The organism is Mycobacterium sp. 23 (assembly GCF_048287075.1).
Lineage (GTDB): Bacteria > Actinomycetota > Actinomycetes > Mycobacteriales > Mycobacteriaceae > Mycobacterium > Mycobacterium gordonae_B.
Genome location: NZ_JBLVUX010000005.1, coordinates 4,642,148 through 4,657,317 on the forward strand (window position 1 = coordinate 4,642,148; position 15,170 = coordinate 4,657,317).

The following is a 15,170-nucleotide window of genomic DNA, read 5'->3' on the forward strand; positions in this document are numbered from 1 at the left end:
CCAGCCGCAGGAATACCCTGCTCGACACAAATCGGAACGTGTTCTAGTCTTTGTGTAAGTCAGCACTCCCAGGAGGCATACGTCAGTGACCACTATTCAACAGCGTGATGCGCAGACGGTCCTAGCTGCCATCGACGATCTGCTGCCGCGGATCCGGGAGCGCGCTCAGGCCACCGAAGACCGGCGCCGCCTGCTCGACGAGACCGTTGCGGAATTGGACGAAGTCGGCTTCTTCACCCTGCTGCAGCCCGAGCAGTGGGGCGGCCTGCAGTGCGACCCGGCCCTGTTCTACGAGGCGGTGCGCCGGCTCGCCAGCGCGTGCGGTTCCACCGGTTGGGTGAGCTCGATCCTCGGTGTGCACAACTGGCACCTGGCACTGTTCGACCAGCAGGCCCAGGAAGAGGTCTGGGGTGAGGATTCCAGGACCCGCATCTCCTCGTCGTACGCACCGATGGGCGCCGGGGTCGTGGTCGACGGCGGCTACCTGGTCAACGGATCGTGGAACTGGTCCTCCGGCTGCGACCATGCGACCTGGGCCTTCCTCGGTGGTCCGGTCATCAAGGACGGCCGACCGGTCGACTTCGGCTCCTTCCTGATCCCGATCAGCGATTACCGTATCGACGACGTGTGGCACGTGGTCGGGCTGAAGGGCACCGGCAGCAACACCGTCGTCGTCAAGGACGTCTTCGTGCCCCGGCACCGGTTCCTGTCTTACAAGGCGATGAACGACGGCACCGCCGGCGGGTATCAGACCAACACCGCTCCGGTCTACAAGATGCCCTGGGGCACAATGCATCCCACGACCATTTCGGCGCCGATTGTTGGCATGGCCTACGGCGCCTACGAGGCGCACGTGGAGCACCAGGGCAAGCGGGTGCGCGCCGCGTTTGCCGGCGAGAAGGCCAAGGACGACCCGTTCGCCAAGGTCCGCATCGCCGAGGCGGCCAGCGACATCGACGCAGCCTGGCGTCAACTGAGCGGCAACGTCTCCGACGAGTACGCGCTGCTGTCGGCCGGCAAGGAGATCCCGTTCGAGCTGCGCGCCCGGGCCCGCCGCGACCAGGTGCGCGCCACCGGACGCGCGATCGCTTCGATCGACCGGCTGTTCGAGGCATCCGGGGCCACAGCGCTCGCCAGTGACGCTCCGGTGCAACGGTTTTGGCGTGACGCGCACGCCGGTCGGGTGCACGCTGCCAACGACCCCGAGCGGGCCTACGTGATCTTCGGGAACAACGAGTTCGGGTTGCCGCCCGGCGACACCATGGTCTAGGGATGACTGCCACCGAGGAAATAACGTTCGAATCCACTTCGCGCACTGCGGAAGTCGACGTCGACGGCCCGCTGAAGCTGCACTATCACGAGGCAGGGGCCGGTAACGACCAGACGGTGGTGCTGCTGCACGGCGGCGGACCCGGCGCGTCGAGTTGGTCCAACTTCTCCCGCAACATCGCGGTCCTGGCACAGCAATTCCACGTGCTGGCCGTGGACCAGCCGGGCTATGGGCATTCCGACAAGCGCGCCGAACACGGGCAGTTCAACCGGTACGCGGCCCGGGCCCTCAAGGGTCTGTTCGACCAGTTGGAGCTGGGACGCGTTCCGCTGGTGGGGAATTCACTCGGCGGCGGCACCGCGGTGCGCTTCGCGCTGGACTACCCCGACCGGGCCGGCAAGCTCGTTCTGATGGGGCCGGGTGGTCTGAGCGTCAACCTGTTCGCGCCCGACCCCACCGAGGGGGTCAAGCGGTTGGGGAAGTTCTCGATGCAGCCCACCCGGGAGAACCTCGAGGCGTTCCTGCGGATCATGGTGCACGACCAGAAGCTGATCACGCCCGAGCTGATCGACCAGCGCTTCGAGCTGGCCAGCACCCCGGAGTCGCTGCAGGCGACCAGGGCGATGGGAATGTCGTTCTCCGGGGCGGACTTCGAGCTCGGCATGATGTGGCGCGAGGTGTACAAGCTGCGTCAGCCGGTGCTGCTGATCTGGGGTCGTGAAGACCGGGTCAACCCGCTGGACGGCGCCCTGGTGGCGCTGAAAACCATCCCGAGGGCCCAGTTGCACGTGTTCGGGCAGTGCGGACACTGGGCTCAGGTGGAGAAGTTCGACGAGTTCAACAAACTGACTATCGATTTCTTAGGAGGTGCGAGATGAGCATCCGGTCGCTGGGCTATCTGCGCATCGAAGCCACCGACATGGCCGCCTGGCGCGACTACGGCCTGAAGGTGCTCGGCATGGTCGAAGGCAAAGGCACGGTCGACGGTGCGCTCTATCTCCGGATGGACGACTTTCCGGCCCGGCTGGTGATCGTGCCCGGCGAGCAGGACCGGCTGGCCGAGGCCGGCTGGGAATGCGCCAATGCCGCAGGGCTGCAAGAGATCCGGAATCGGCTCGAGGTGGAGGGCACGCCGTATAAGGAAGCCACCGCCGCCGAGCTGGCCGAGCGCCGGGTCGATGAGCTGATCCTGTTCAACGACCCGTCCGGCAATCCGCTGGCCGTCTTCCACGGCGCCGCCCTGGAGCACCGTCGTGTGGTCAGCCCCTACGGCCACCGGTTTGTCACCGAGGAGCAGGGCCTGGGTCACGTGGTGCTGACCACCCGCGACGACGCCGAGGCGCTGCACTTCTACCGCGACGTACTCGGCTTCAAGTTGCGGGACTCGATGCGGATGCCACCGCAGGTGGTCGGCCGGCCCGCCGATGGGGCGCCTGCCTGGCTGCGCTTCTTCGGCTGCAATCCCCGGCACCACTCGCTGGCCTTCCTGCCGATGCCGACGCCGTCGGGCATCGTCCACCTGATGGTCGAGGTGGAGAACTCCGACGATGTCGGCCTGTGCCTGGATCGCGCGCTGCGCCGCAAGGTGCCCATGTCGGCCACCCTGGGCCGGCACGTCAACGACCTGATGCTGTCCTTCTACATGAAGACGCCGGGTGGGTTCGACGTCGAATTCGGTTGTGAGGGCCGGAAAGTGCAAGACGACGACTGGATTGCGCGGGAGAGCACCGCGGTGAGCCTGTGGGGTCACGACTTCAGCGTCGGCATGCGTGGCTAGCCTCGAGGAATGACTGCTGCGCCGATTGACCCGCGCGCCTTCCGTTCCGTGCTCGGTCAGTTCTGCACCGGAATCACCATCATCACCACCATGCACGACGACGTGCCGATCGGCTTCGCGTGCCAGTCGTTCGCCGCGCTGTCGCTGGACCCGCCCCTGGTGTTGTTCTGCCCCACCAAGGTGTCGCGGTCCTGGCAGGCCATCGAGGCCAGCGGCCGGTTCTGCGTCAACGTGCTGACCGAGTCGCAGCAGCATGTCTCGGCCCGGTTCGGATCCAAAGAGCCCGATAAGTTCGCCGGAATCGATTGGCGCGCATCAGAACTCGGATCGCCCATTATCGACGGGTCACTGGCCTACATCGATTGCACGGTGGCGTCGGTGCACGACGGCGGTGATCACTTCGTCGTTTTCGGCGCTGTCAGCTCGCTGTCCGAAGTGCCGAAGATCAAGCCGCGCCCGTTGCTGTTCTACCGCGGCTCCTATACCGGAATCGAGCCGGACAAAACGACGCCGGCGCAGTGGCGGGACGACCTGGAGGCGTTTTTGACCACCACCACGGATGACACCTGGCTGTAGCCGTCGTGTCAACCGCCTTTACGCGGGTCACGAACAATTGACGATACTGTGAATTCGTCCACCGGTTTGACCGCAATTTGTCGCAGCTTAGACAAAAGTGTCTTTTGAAAAAGCTGTTCCATTTCGGCTATTACAGAGTTAACATCTGGGCCATTGCGCTCCGCCTGGATTACCTATGGGGGCCCGATCACAGTGAGGGTATGAAATGTCAATTGAAGCAACCGAAACCCGCGTCTCCGAACTCCGGAAGAGAGACGCGGCAGAGGAAGCTTGGCAATGGATCGTCGACCTGAAGGAACGGGCGAAGTCGGACAGTGACGGCGCGGCAGCTGAACTCGACGCGATCTTCCGCAAGGGAACGCCGCCGGGTGACCTGGACGGACCGACCGACGGCATCCTGGTGATGACCACGACCAATCAGGTCGTCGACGCTGCGGCCCGCTTCGTCACCAGCCTGTGGATGCCGTGGCAGGGTAAGCGATTCGATCTGGCGGCCGGCACCGGCGACAACCGGATGACCTCCAACGCCAAGCTTCCCTCCAAGCTGCTGTGGCCGCTGTACAAGATGAAGGACGCCGCCGACGGCAAGCTCGCCTTCGACTTCAAGACCTACCAGGACGCGGGCAAGCTGGACCCGGACGTCCAAGTCATGGTCATCGATTACGCCGACGTCAAAGAGAACCCCTACGTCATCATCCGCAGCATTCGGGACGAGCTGGTCGAGGTGGTGCCCGGCACCTACCTGGGCAAGATCTTGTTCCGCCTGCCGCGCGACCGCTACGAGATGATCGGCTTCTTCGCGCTGCGCACCTAGTGCAAGCCTGGCTCTAGGCCCGGTCGTCGCCTTCGACGGCCGGGTCATAACCGGGCAGACCCAGGTCCTCGCGCATCAGTTCGGCGGTCCGCTCGGCGAACATCGAGATGGTCAGGAACGGGTTGACCCCGATGGCTCGCGGGATCACCGACGCGTCGCAGACGTAGAGCCCGTCGTAGGTACCGCCGTCCGGCCGGAACACCCGTCCGGCATGGTCCACGACGCCCGCGTCGACGTTGTCCGCGGTGGTGCACCCACCCATCGGGTGCGCGGTGATCAGATGCTTGCCCAGGAACCGCTTGTCCCACCGCGGGTTCTTGATGTAGGTCCCGCCGATGGCCTCGACGGCCGGCCGCATGACGGCGTCGACGTCCCTGTAGACGAGCTCGGTGGGCGCCCCGGGCCAGTCGATTTTGACGGTGCCGTTCTTGCGCAGCACCAGCTCGCCGTCGGAGTTGTCGTGCACCATGATCAGGAAGCCGAGCGAGTGGTTCATCGCCCCGTCGGTGTTGAATGTGATGTCGCGGCGCCACCGGTCGAGCTTGGCCTTGCGGTAGTCGCGGTAGCTGGTCGCGGCCAAGCCCATCAACCCGAAGCGGAAGCTGTCGATCAGCGCGCGAGGCAGTGACAGATCCTGCACCGTGAAGCGTTTACGCAGGTCGGACTGGTCCGCGCCGAAGCGCATGGCGGCGGTGATGCTGGGTCCGCAGGCCAGCAGAGAGCGGGGTGGCCCGTCGGTGGTGGCCCAGGTCTGGGTGTCGGTCTGCATGTCGGTGTTGTAGGCGATGCCGAAGTTGTCGCCGTTGCCGCTGAAGTTCTTGCCGAGGCGGGTGGACAACCGCAAACCGGCCTGACCCGAACGCAGCAGGATGCCGTTGCTCCCGAGCGTGCCCGCCGACACCACGACGTGCCGGGCGACGACGGCGGTCTCTTCGCCCCCCTTCCCATTCGTGCGACGGGTGATGACGCGCCACCGGCCGTCGTCAGCCGGCTCGACGCGCAGACCCTCGATGCCGGCGAACAACTCGACGCCGAAGTGCGCGGCCATCGGCAGGTAGTTGGTCATCAGGGTGTTCTTCGACCCCGTGTTGTCGCCGGTGCCGTCGCCGCCGTGATTGGGGCAGCGACGTCGCTGGACGCCGTATTTCGTGATCCGGTCCTCCGTGCTGACCGTGAGGTTGAGCAGCTGTAGCTGGGCTCCGGCGTTCTTTGCGATCTGGGTGAACGCGTCGACCCGCCGCAGCGGCACGTTCTCCGCGTAAGGCACCGCGCCGAGCATGCGCCGCGCTCGCCCGTAGTACTCGTCGAGCCCGCCGACCCCCTCACGCTCCTGGTCCACCAGCCGTTGGAATTCTTTCGGCCACGACGCGAGGAACACTTCGCGATCCGGCACGATCGCCACGTTGAAGTTGATCAACGACGTGCCGCCGAGCCCGTTCGCATGGATGACGTCGATGGTCTTGAACCGTTCGAGTTCGATCAACCCGAGTGGGTTGAGCGGAGAGCGCAGTTCGGCCGCGGCCGCCTTCTCGGTCTCCGGGAACGTGCCGGTCGGATGCTCGGAACCGCGCTCCAGGACGGCGATGCGCAGCTTGCCGCCCGCCCGTGCATTCGCGACACCGAGGCGCGCGGCGGTGATGGCGCCGCCGTAGCCGGAGCCCAGGATCACCACGTCGTACTCGCTGCGAAGTGCGTCGTGGGGAGTGGCCAAAGAAGCGGCGGGCTGCGGGGCCGCTCGGAAGGGCGTTGCCTCCATGAGGGCAACCTCCAATGTCGGGGACCGGTAAATGTAGCGCAGCCTAAACCCGCGGCGGCTCCCAAACCACAGTTCTTCCCAAATTGGCGGACAAAGTTTGCGGTCTTGACTCGGCGGCGCTTATCGAGGGCCCACCGCAGCCACGTAAAGTACCTTTACATTTGAAAATAACCTCCATATGTCAAAGCCCTGGACACTCGATCGCGACGCCGGAGGAAATAACCATCGGGACTCGCTTTAATAACGCAATGTGTTGTACTGTGCGATCCACTAACAACGTCTGTTAGCGCAAACTTCCGTGTGATCCCGGGGAACCGTCATGTCTTTTTCGTCTGCCTGCCCAGTTGTGGTCGGTGCGCCGACGGATGCGACGGTCGCACCCGAAGCGCCGGTCGTGCGGCGCCGTGACAGTCCGCGGATCGTCCGTGCGGGGCGCCGGGCTGTGCAGAAGGCTGACGGGTCGCTGCAGACGCTCGGCCGGTTCTTCGAGCTGGCCGTGCAGTCGGCCGTGTACCTGATCACCGATCTGTTCCGGCTGCGTCACCCGTGGCGGGACACGCTGAACCAGGCGGCGTTCATCGTCAGCGTCACCGCGATTCCCGCGCTGCTGATCTCCATTCCGTTCGGCGTCATCGTCGCGGTGCAGGTGGGCAGCGTCATTCAGCAGGTCGGTGCGACATCGATCTCCGGCGCGGCCGGCGGCCTCGGTGTCATCCGGCAGGCCGCACCGATCGTTGCCGCCCTGCTGCTGGGCGGGGCGGCCGGCGCGGCGGTCACCACCGACCTCGGCGCGCGCAGCATCCGGGACGAGGTCGATGCGCTGCGGGTGATGGGCATCGACCCGGTGCAGCGTCTGGTCACCCCGCGGCTGGCGGCGATGATCCTGGTAGCGCCGCTGTTGTGTGTCTTCATCATCTTCATGGGACTCTCGGCCGGCTACGTGATCAATGTGAGTTTCCAGTCCGGGACGCCGGGCAGCTACATCGCATCGTTCGGATCTTTCGCCACCACAGCCGATCTCGTCGTTGCGCTGTTGAAGACCTGGCTCTTCGGTGTGATCGTCACGCTGATCTCCTGTCAGCGTGGGCTGGAGGCCCGGGGTGGTCCGCGCGGAGTGGCTGACGCGGTGAATGCCGCCGTCGTGCTGGGCGTGGTCGCCGTCTTCGTGCTGAACCTGGTGATCACCGAACTGGTCACCACGCTCATGCCGACGAAGGTGGGCTGATGGCGGGGTACGTGGCCAGGCCGGCCCGGTACCGGCCAGGTGGAATGGCGGCGGTGTTGCGGCTGCCTCTGGGGGTGGCCAATCGGGGCCTGTCCTTCTTCGAACGGCTGGGGCACCAGGCCAGCTTCTTGATCATGGCGCTCGGCGCGATACCGCGGACCGTGACCAGATACCGCCGCCACACCGGGGCGATCCTCGTCGACATGATCTGGGGCAACGGATCATTGATCGTCGGTGGGGGGACCGTCGGTGTGCTGATCTTCATGGGCGCCGCAATCGGCGCGTCGGTCGGCATCGAGGGCTATGCCGCCCTGGACATGGTCGGCATGGGCCCGCTCACCGGCTTCATCTCCGCCTACGCCAATACCCGGGAGATGGCTCCGATGATCGCGGCGATCGGGTTCGGCGCGCAGGCGGGCACCCGGATGACTGCCGAAATCGGCTCGATGCGGATATCCGAGGAGATCGATGCTCTTGAGGTGCAGGGCATTTCGTCGATTCCCTACGTGGTGACCCCTCGTGTCGTCGCCGGCGTCATCACCATCATCCCGCTCTACCTGATGTCACTGGTGCTGAGTTACCTGTTCTGCTCCCTGGTGGTCAACGTGGTGCACCATCAGTCCTCCGGCACCTACTACCACTACTTCGACGCCTTCATCCAACCGTCCGACGTGCTGCTCTCGGTGGTCAAGGCGGCGATCTTCGTGCTGCTGATCGTGGCGATCCACTGCTATGAGGGCTATTACGCGGCGGGCGGCCCCGAGGGCGTCGGCCAGGCCTCGGGACGTGCTATCCGGGCCAGCCTGATTTCGGTGGTCGTCGCCGACATGGTGCTGACGCTGGTGTTCTGGGGCAACAATCCTGGCCTTCGGTTGTCGGGGTAGCAGATGACGATTCGAGACCTGGTCGCGCGACGAGCGACCGTAACCAGTCTGAGGATCCGCGGCCTGATCGTCGCGGTGGTGCTGGCACTGATCGGCGCCGTGCTCTACCAGACCGCCCAGGGGACCTACGACGACACGTTCAAGCTCACTGTGATCGCCAATACGATCGGCGAAGGCCTGGCCCCCGGCGCGGAGGTCAAGTTCCATGGCCTGGCTATCGGCTCGGTGAAGGAACTGGAATCGGTCGGCTACAACCGGCAGCGGATGACGGTGGTGCTCGACCCGCGGCAGGCCGGGGCGCTGACCACCGACACCAAAGCCAGGTTCACCTCGTCGAACGTATTCGGCACGGCGGCAGTCGAACTCGTCAGTGACGGAAACGGTCCGCCGCTGCGGTCAAACCAGACGCTGGTGATGAGCGCCGACGTGCAGGCAGCGTCGATCACCGGATTGTTGCGGCAGGGGCAGAAGCTGAGCCGCAGTTTCGACAACCCGGAATTCGAGCACGTCATCGAGGTGCTGCGACGACACGCCGACATCGTCGAGCCATTGGCCAGAGCCGGGTCGGATCTGGCCAAGATCATCGCCGACACCAACACCATGCCTGTTGCCCAATCGCTTTCGGTGCTGGCATCGTTCGTGACCGGCCTGGGCGACGCGCTTCCGGTGGTCGGGCTGAGCACCAACCTGGTAGACGGTCTGACCCCACTCGTCGGACCCGGTGGTGTGGAGCGGACCAACCTGGTCTTTCAGCAGACCGGGCAGTTGCTGGTCGACGTCGGACACCTCGCCGGGCAGAACAGCGCCTGGATCGTGCAGATGGTCAACGCGATCATGAATGTCGGCATACCGGCGTCCTTCGCCGCGGGCAGCCTTGCTCCCGCCTATGACCGGCTGTCCAGCCTGGTCGATCGCGCGGACGGCGCCCTGATCGTGGTCGACGGCCAGGTGCGCCTGCGCACCGAGGTATCGCTGGACGGTGGACCGCGCCGATGAAGAAACTGGCCAGGCCGGTGTTTTGGCTGACGACGTTCACCGCGGTCGCCACGGTGTGCGCGATCCTGCTGCTCACCGCATTGCGGAGTCCGGTCAACGGGGCAGTCTCCCACTACTCGGCAACGTTCACCGATGTCTCCGGGCTGGACGTGGGCAACGACGTCCGCATCTCCGGAGTGCAGGTCGGTAAGGTGGAGGGGATCCAGCTCGAGGGCCGCACCGCCAGAGTCGATTTCAGTGCCCTCAACGAACATCCGCTGTATCGCAACACCATTGCGGCGGTGCGCTACCAGAATCTGTTGGGACAACGCTATGTGGAACTGGTGCAGACCGCTTCCTCGGGCGAACGGGCCGGCCAGCGACTGCCCGAAGGTTCGGCCATCCCGGTGGGGCAGACGGTGCCGTCATTCGATATCACCAAGCTTTTCAACGGTTTCCGGCCAGTGTTCCAGACGCTGGACGCAGCTCAGCTCAACCAGTTCGGCGAGAACCTGCTGCGTTTGATTCAGGGCGACGACACCGGAATCGGCCCGGTCCTACGGGATCTCGACGTCATATCCAAGTACGCCGTCAACCGGCAGGCCGTCATCACTCTGCTGCTGCACAACCTCAGTGACCTGTCACATGATCTCGGTGGTAAGTCGCAGCAGTTGTTCAACCTCATCAACGCGCTCAACGATGCGCTGGCGACTTTCACATCCAAAGCAGAGCAGTTCCGTACCTCGATCGATATCGAACTGCCGATGATGCGCAGCCTCGTACAGGTGTTACAGACCGCCGAACGCGGGTTCGACGCCTCGACGTCGCCGCTGTACGGAATGGCCACCCGGATGTTCCCACAGACACCTACCGTGATCGCCGGGCTGTCTTTGACTCCCACCCTGATTCAGGGGCTGCGTGACTCTCTGGTCGACGACGAACGGCCGGCGTACACCTGCTCCAACGGCGAGGTGCGGCTCCCCGGCGTCGGTGAAGTGTCGTTCGCCCAACAGGGTTTGGTGGTGTGCCGATGATGGGCGTGCGGAGCCGTCGTGCGCTCGATGATCGCGGCGAGGCCGTACGCAACCGCCGTCTCGGCATTGTCGGTGTGTTCGCAATCGTGGTCGCGCTGGTCACCACCGGGTTGGCTTATGTCAATCCGGCGGGGCAGGCCGGCTACACCGCACACGCGGCGACCTCCGGCGGCGTGCGCGTCGGCGACGAGATTCGCGTAGCCGGCGTGCCGGTGGGCAAGGTGACCGGGGTGCGGTTGAGCCGGACACTCGTCGAGATGACGTTCGACGTCGACCGCTCGGTGGCGGTCGGGTCCGATTCGACGCTGGATATCCGCCTACTGACCCCGCTGGGCGGGCATTACGTGGCTCTCGACCCTCAGGGTCGTACGCCGTTGGGCCACAATGTCATTCCGCCTCAGCGGGTCAAAACGCCGTTCGAGGGCAACGACATCATCCAGGCCGCCACCCCGTTTCTGCGCGACGTCAACGGTCAGGTCATCCACGACACCTTTACCGAACTCGCCAACGCGACCGACAAGTATCCCAACGCGCTGCGCGAGATCCTGCAGTCCGCCAACGAATTGACCGGATCGCTGAGCAAGATGAGTGGTGATTTCCACCGCGGCCTCGACTTCGTCAACGACGCCGCCGGCGCGTTCGCCAATGGACGTCAGCAACTCACGGCCCTGATCGAGCAGTTCGCGCTGGTGGGGCAGCGATACACCACCAAGTCGGTCGACATCGTCGAGTTTTTCACGCTGCTCAGCGAATTGACCCGCATCATCGACCGGGCGATGGTGTTCTACAACCGGGAGTTGGCCCCCTCGGTCAACGGCATCGACGACATCGTCACCGCGCTGGTGGCGCGCCCGGAGCGGGTCGGCAAGGCCACCGAGGGCCTGTCTCAGATCGTCAATGTGTTGCTGCCGATGCTGCAGGGGCACGGTGTCGTCGTGGACCAGAGCAACCGGGTGGTACGAGCCCCCGCTGTCTGTCTGCCCAACATGGTGAAGCAGTGCTGATATGAAGAAATTCGGATGGATCGGCGCCGCGGTGCTTGCCGTGGTGGCCGGAGTCGTCGCTCTCGCGGTCACCGGGGCCAAGGTGATGGCACCTGCCACCCGGGCGTTGTGCGCCGAATTCAGTGACGCGGTGGGGCTTTATCCCGGGAACAAGGTGCAGTTGCTGGGCATCGACGTGGGCTCGGTGACGGCGATCTCGAACAAGCCGGACTACGTGCAGGTGGACTTCACCGTGCCAGGTGACCTCGAATTGCCGGCCGATGTGGGAGCGCTGACGTACTCGCAGTCGATCGTCGCCGACCGGCACGTCGAGCTCACCAAGCCCTACGCCGGCGGGCCGAAGTTCTCCGGGGCCCAGTGCATCAAGCTGGAATCGACGAAGACGCCGATCAGCGTCAGTCAAACCTTCTCCGCTGTCGATAAGCTCGCCGGTGCCATCCTCGGTGACGGGCCGGACCCGGCGAAGGCGCCCGGCGCTCAGGCGATCAACCAGAGCCTGGCGGCGTTGAGCCGTTCCCTGGAAGGAACCGGCCCGCAGACCAATCAGACGCTGCGGGATCTGGTCACCCTGGTGGGCGATCCCGGCCACGCCGATGCCGAATACCGGCAACTACTGGCCAACAGCGAGATTCTCACCTCAGACCTGCTGGCGCACTGGGACACTTTCACCACCGTGCTGCAGACCTTGCCCGAGAGCCTGCGCATGATCGAGGGGCTGTCGAACGGGTTCGGGTCCGCGCTCGCGCATCTCGGGCACGCGTTGCCTTTGCTGGTCGACGCCTTGAACCGGTTCGGGCCCAGGGCCTACAACAACATCGGCGACAAGCTGGTTCCCTGGCTCAGGGATGTCCTCACCGCTTACACCCCCCAGATCGTCGGCTTCATCAATGCTTTGCCGCCGGTCACCAATTGGATTGCGTCGCAGTATCAGCCGGCCTGGGGGTCGCACAACGTCACGTACATCCCGCCGCAGGTGTCGATGTCGCCGTCGCAGGCGAGCACGATCTGCGACGTGCTGCGGCAACGCAACGTGCCGGGCGCCGAGGCGGCGTGCGCACCCGGCGCGAACAACGATGCGGTCACCCTCGGGCTGACCGATCTGTTGCTCGGGGCGGCATCATGATTCGGCGTTGGCTTGTCGCGGCTTCGGTGGCCTGCGCGTGCCTGCTCTCGGGCTGCTCACTCGACCCCACCCGGCTGCCGGTGCCAGGGGCCTATGTGCCGATCAGCAAGTACACCATCAAGATTGAATTCTCCAGCGTGCTGAACCTGCCGGCGAGGGCCAAGGTCGACCTGGGCGGCGTTCAGGTCGGTGTCCTGGACCGTGTCTCGCTGGTCGGCAGCACGGCGGTCGCCTACGTCGACGTCAACGACAGGGTCAAGTTGCCGCAGAACACCCGGGCCGAGTTGCGGCAGGCAACGGTGTTGGGCGACATCTACATTGCGTTGTTGCCGGCCGAGAACCCGGCGCCGGCCCACCTGCACGACGGCGACACCATCCCGCTACGGAACACCGTGCCGGCCGACAATGTCGAGGACATCCTGCGGTCGGTGTCGACCCTGGTGTCCGGCGGCTCATTGAACACGCTGGAAGAATCGGTGGCCAACTTCAACAAGGCGTTCTCCAAGGACCCGGCCGAGTTGGACCGGATGCGCCAGAAGCTGGCGGGAATGCTGCGCGACCTGGCCGCCAACCAGGACAAGATCGACGAAATCCTCACCAGCACAGAACGTGTCAGCAATGGGTTACTCAGTGAGACCGGAGCGTTCGACCGCCTGATCAACGAGGGGCCGGTGCGACTGCGGGCGATGTCCGCGGTGTTGCCCGGCATCGTGCAATTGCTGGTGTGCGCGCAGGACCTGGGCCGCTACGGCGGAGAGTTGTTCGTTCCCAACGCCCCTGACTTCCTGCAGATGCTGTCCTACATCACGCCGACGGTGCGGACCATCGCTTCGGCCGACGTCACGCTGCCCGCGATGGCCGACAAGATGGTCGCGCTGATCCGTGACAAGTTGATTCCGTTCTACAGCAACGGTGGTCCTCGTCTGAGCGTCTCGGTCGACCCCGGAGCGCGGGCGGACGCGGCGATCGCGGCGATGAAGACGATGGGGATGCTGCCATGAAGTTCAATGCCGGTGTCACCGTGGTGATTCTCGCGTTCGCCACGTTGCTGGGTGCGGGTTATCTGGCAATCGGAGTGCTCAAGGTGGAGCCCACCGCCCAGCCCACCCGGCTCACGTTGTTGCTCGACAACTCCGGTGGGTTGATGCCGACGTCGCAGGTGACCATGCGCGGCATCCGGGTCGGCAAGGTGAGCGGGATCCATACCAGCCCAAGCGGACTGAAGGTGTCGATCGAACTCGACCGGGGACATCCGATTCCGGCGGACAGCGCGATAAGCATCCAGAATCTTTCCCTGGTCGGTGAGCAGTACATAGACTTCCGGCCGACTCACCTTGCCCCGCCCTATTTCAGCGACGGCGCGGTGATTCCGTCCGCGCGGGTGGCGTCTGCCGTCACCGTCAGCGACCTGCTCAACAAGGCCAATGCGTTGCTCTCGGTACTCAACCCGACGTACGTCAACAACATCGTCGGCACTGTGTCGCAGGTGTTCTCCGGGAACGACGCCGCCATCGACTCGCTTGCGGCCACCGCCGGTGGAGCGGCCACAATCGAGCGGGACAACAAGCAGATACTTGCCGCGCTCTTCGGCAACCTCGCCACGCTGACCAACAACATCAGCGACCAGGATGTCGGCGGAGTGCTGAGCAGAAGCGGTCGGCTGCTACCCAGTTCGATCCTGGCGTTGGCCAAGCTGACCCGCGAGGTCGATGCGTATGCCCACGCCGCCGATGGCGCGTTCGCCCCCGGCGCTCCGGTCCCCACTCTGGTGGCCAACCTCAGGCAGTACCTCGACATGTTGTCGGGGCCGCTGAGCACGTTCGCGGCGGCCTTGGAGCCGGCCACCGCGCCGCTGCGCGGTTTCAAAGTCGACGCAGGGCACTTCGTCGACGTGTGGGAGTCGACTTTCAGCGATGCAGGCGGAGTTCGCGTGCAGGTGAATATCCCGGAAGGACACCGATGAATGACACGTTGATCGACGAGGAAGAGATGGTCGACGAGGCGGTCGAAGCCGCCGCCGAGGTCCCTGTCGAGGATCACCCGAAGCGGTTGCGCGGCAGGCGGTTCGGAGTCGTTGTGCTGGTCCTCGCCGCGGTCGTCGCGGCCGGGTGGTTCGGGTTCGACAAATACCGGGCCGTGACCGGTGAACTGGCCTCAGTGCGGCAAGCTGACTCCGATCGCGAGGCCGCGGCCAAGCTCGCCAGGGACTACGCGCTGAAGTCGCTGACCTACACCTTCGAGGATCCCGACGCCTTCTTCCGCTCCGTCGAAGAGGGGGTGTCGCAGACGTTGAAGGACAAGTACGTCAACGCCACCGAATTACTCAAGGGCATCATGATGCAGGCGCAGGTCACGTCCTCGGGTGAGGTGCTTGCGACCGATCCGGTGGCCCAGCCCGGGCAGGTGTATCAGGTGGTGGTGTCCGCTGCCCAGACGACACGCAACCTGCAGAACCCCAAGTCGCGGGTGTCGCTGATCCTGCTGCAGGTCACCGTGAACAAAGCCGGGTCGGGGTGGCAGGTGTCTGACATCGGCCCCAAGACGGGCAGCCACGCGAGTGCGGATCCGATCGGCCCGCTGGACCCCGGTCCGCCGCCGGGCCGCTGAGGTGTAGCGCGAATCGGACCGCCACGCACGACAGTGGTCACACATGTCACTTCCGCCTCTAAACACGAGGGATGAGTCCGTTTCGAATGTGATATCGCCTTCGATATCACTCAGTGCTGGAGCGA

Annotated in this window: 15 protein-coding genes; 14 read left to right on the forward strand and 1 reads right to left on the reverse strand. The window is 64.9% G+C overall.

The features are described 5' to 3' along the window. The first annotated feature begins 85 nt into the window (after window positions 1–85). From hsaA to ACNQS7_RS22810, 5 genes are all read left to right on the forward strand, one after another. Window positions 86–1,270 carry a 3-hydroxy-9,10-secoandrosta-1,3,5(10)-triene-9,17-dione monooxygenase oxygenase subunit gene (gene hsaA, locus ACNQS7_RS22790; protein WP_418014312.1) on the forward strand — a complete coding sequence of 395 codons (1,185 nt, stop codon included), beginning with the start codon at window positions 86–88 and terminating at the stop codon, window positions 1,268–1,270. Window positions 1,271–1,272: 2 nt separating this feature from the next. Next, entirely contained in the window at window positions 1,273–2,148 is an 876-nt protein-coding gene (gene hsaD / locus ACNQS7_RS22795) for a 4,5:9,10-diseco-3-hydroxy-5,9,17-trioxoandrosta-1(10),2-diene-4-oate hydrolase (protein ID WP_055577660.1), read from the forward strand. After that, on the forward strand, window positions 2,145–3,047 hold the full coding sequence (gene hsaC, locus ACNQS7_RS22800; RefSeq protein ID WP_310774607.1) for an iron-dependent extradiol dioxygenase HsaC: 903 nt from the start codon (window positions 2,145–2,147) through the stop codon (window positions 3,045–3,047). The genes hsaD and hsaC overlap by 4 nt, the downstream gene beginning before the upstream one ends. Before the next feature lie 9 nt (window positions 3,048–3,056). Then, window positions 3,057–3,623, forward strand: a complete 567-nt coding sequence (hsaB, locus tag ACNQS7_RS22805; protein WP_418014313.1) for a 3-hydroxy-9,10-secoandrosta-1,3,5(10)-triene-9,17-dione monooxygenase reductase subunit — start codon at window positions 3,057–3,059, stop codon at window positions 3,621–3,623. Window positions 3,624–3,828: 205 nt separating this feature from the next. Further along, window positions 3,829–4,437 (forward strand): hypothetical protein, encoded by a 609-nt coding sequence (locus ACNQS7_RS22810; RefSeq protein ID WP_418014314.1) that lies wholly within the window; start codon window positions 3,829–3,831, stop codon window positions 4,435–4,437. Window positions 4,438–4,450: 13 nt separating this feature from the next. Here the strand turns inward: ACNQS7_RS22810 and ACNQS7_RS22815 are convergent, their stop codons facing one another. Next, window positions 4,451–6,193, reverse strand: coding sequence for a GMC oxidoreductase (locus ACNQS7_RS22815; protein WP_418014315.1), 1,743 nt, complete (start codon window positions 6,191–6,193; stop codon window positions 4,451–4,453). A 319-nt stretch (window positions 6,194–6,512) separates the two neighbouring features. Here ACNQS7_RS22815 and ACNQS7_RS22820 point away from each other — a divergent pair, with 319 nt between their 5' ends. The 9 genes from ACNQS7_RS22820 to ACNQS7_RS22860 all read left to right on the forward strand — a co-directional run bounded on the left by ACNQS7_RS22820 (window position 6,513) and on the right by ACNQS7_RS22860 (window position 15,045). Then, entirely contained in the window at window positions 6,513–7,418 is a 906-nt protein-coding gene (locus ACNQS7_RS22820) for an MlaE family ABC transporter permease (RefSeq protein ID WP_418014316.1), read from the forward strand. Beyond that, on the forward strand, window positions 7,418–8,302 hold the full coding sequence (locus ACNQS7_RS22825) for an MlaE family ABC transporter permease (RefSeq protein WP_418014317.1): 885 nt from the start codon (window positions 7,418–7,420) through the stop codon (window positions 8,300–8,302). The genes ACNQS7_RS22820 and ACNQS7_RS22825 overlap by 1 nt, the downstream gene beginning before the upstream one ends. A gap of 3 nt (window positions 8,303–8,305) precedes the next feature. Next, a complete protein-coding gene (locus tag ACNQS7_RS22830) occupies window positions 8,306–9,298 on the forward strand; it encodes an MlaD family protein (protein WP_418014318.1) in 993 nt (330 codons plus the stop codon). After that, on the forward strand, window positions 9,295–10,311 hold the full coding sequence (locus tag ACNQS7_RS22835) for an MlaD family protein (RefSeq protein WP_418014319.1): 1,017 nt from the start codon (window positions 9,295–9,297) through the stop codon (window positions 10,309–10,311). The genes ACNQS7_RS22830 and ACNQS7_RS22835 overlap by 4 nt, the downstream gene beginning before the upstream one ends. A gap of 74 nt (window positions 10,312–10,385) precedes the next feature. After that, window positions 10,386–11,315, forward strand: coding sequence for an MlaD family protein (locus ACNQS7_RS22840; RefSeq protein ID WP_418014320.1), 930 nt, complete (start codon window positions 10,386–10,388; stop codon window positions 11,313–11,315). Between the two features lies 1 nt (window position 11,316). Continuing rightward, on the forward strand, window positions 11,317–12,438 hold the full coding sequence (locus ACNQS7_RS22845) for an MlaD family protein (RefSeq protein ID WP_418014321.1): 1,122 nt from the start codon (window positions 11,317–11,319) through the stop codon (window positions 12,436–12,438). After that, the gene (locus tag ACNQS7_RS22850) at window positions 12,435–13,439 is read left to right on the forward strand and encodes an MlaD family protein (protein WP_418014322.1); all 1,005 of its coding nucleotides are present in this window, start codon (window positions 12,435–12,437) and stop codon (window positions 13,437–13,439) included. Before ACNQS7_RS22845 ends, ACNQS7_RS22850 begins: the two co-directional genes overlap by 4 nt. Then, a complete protein-coding gene (locus ACNQS7_RS22855) occupies window positions 13,436–14,401 on the forward strand; it encodes an MlaD family protein (RefSeq protein WP_418014323.1) in 966 nt (321 codons plus the stop codon). Before ACNQS7_RS22850 ends, ACNQS7_RS22855 begins: the two co-directional genes overlap by 4 nt. Further along, window positions 14,398–15,045, forward strand: a complete 648-nt coding sequence (locus tag ACNQS7_RS22860; protein WP_418014324.1) for a hypothetical protein — start codon at window positions 14,398–14,400, stop codon at window positions 15,043–15,045. Before ACNQS7_RS22855 ends, ACNQS7_RS22860 begins: the two co-directional genes overlap by 4 nt. The last annotated feature ends 125 nt before the right edge of the window (window positions 15,046–15,170 follow it).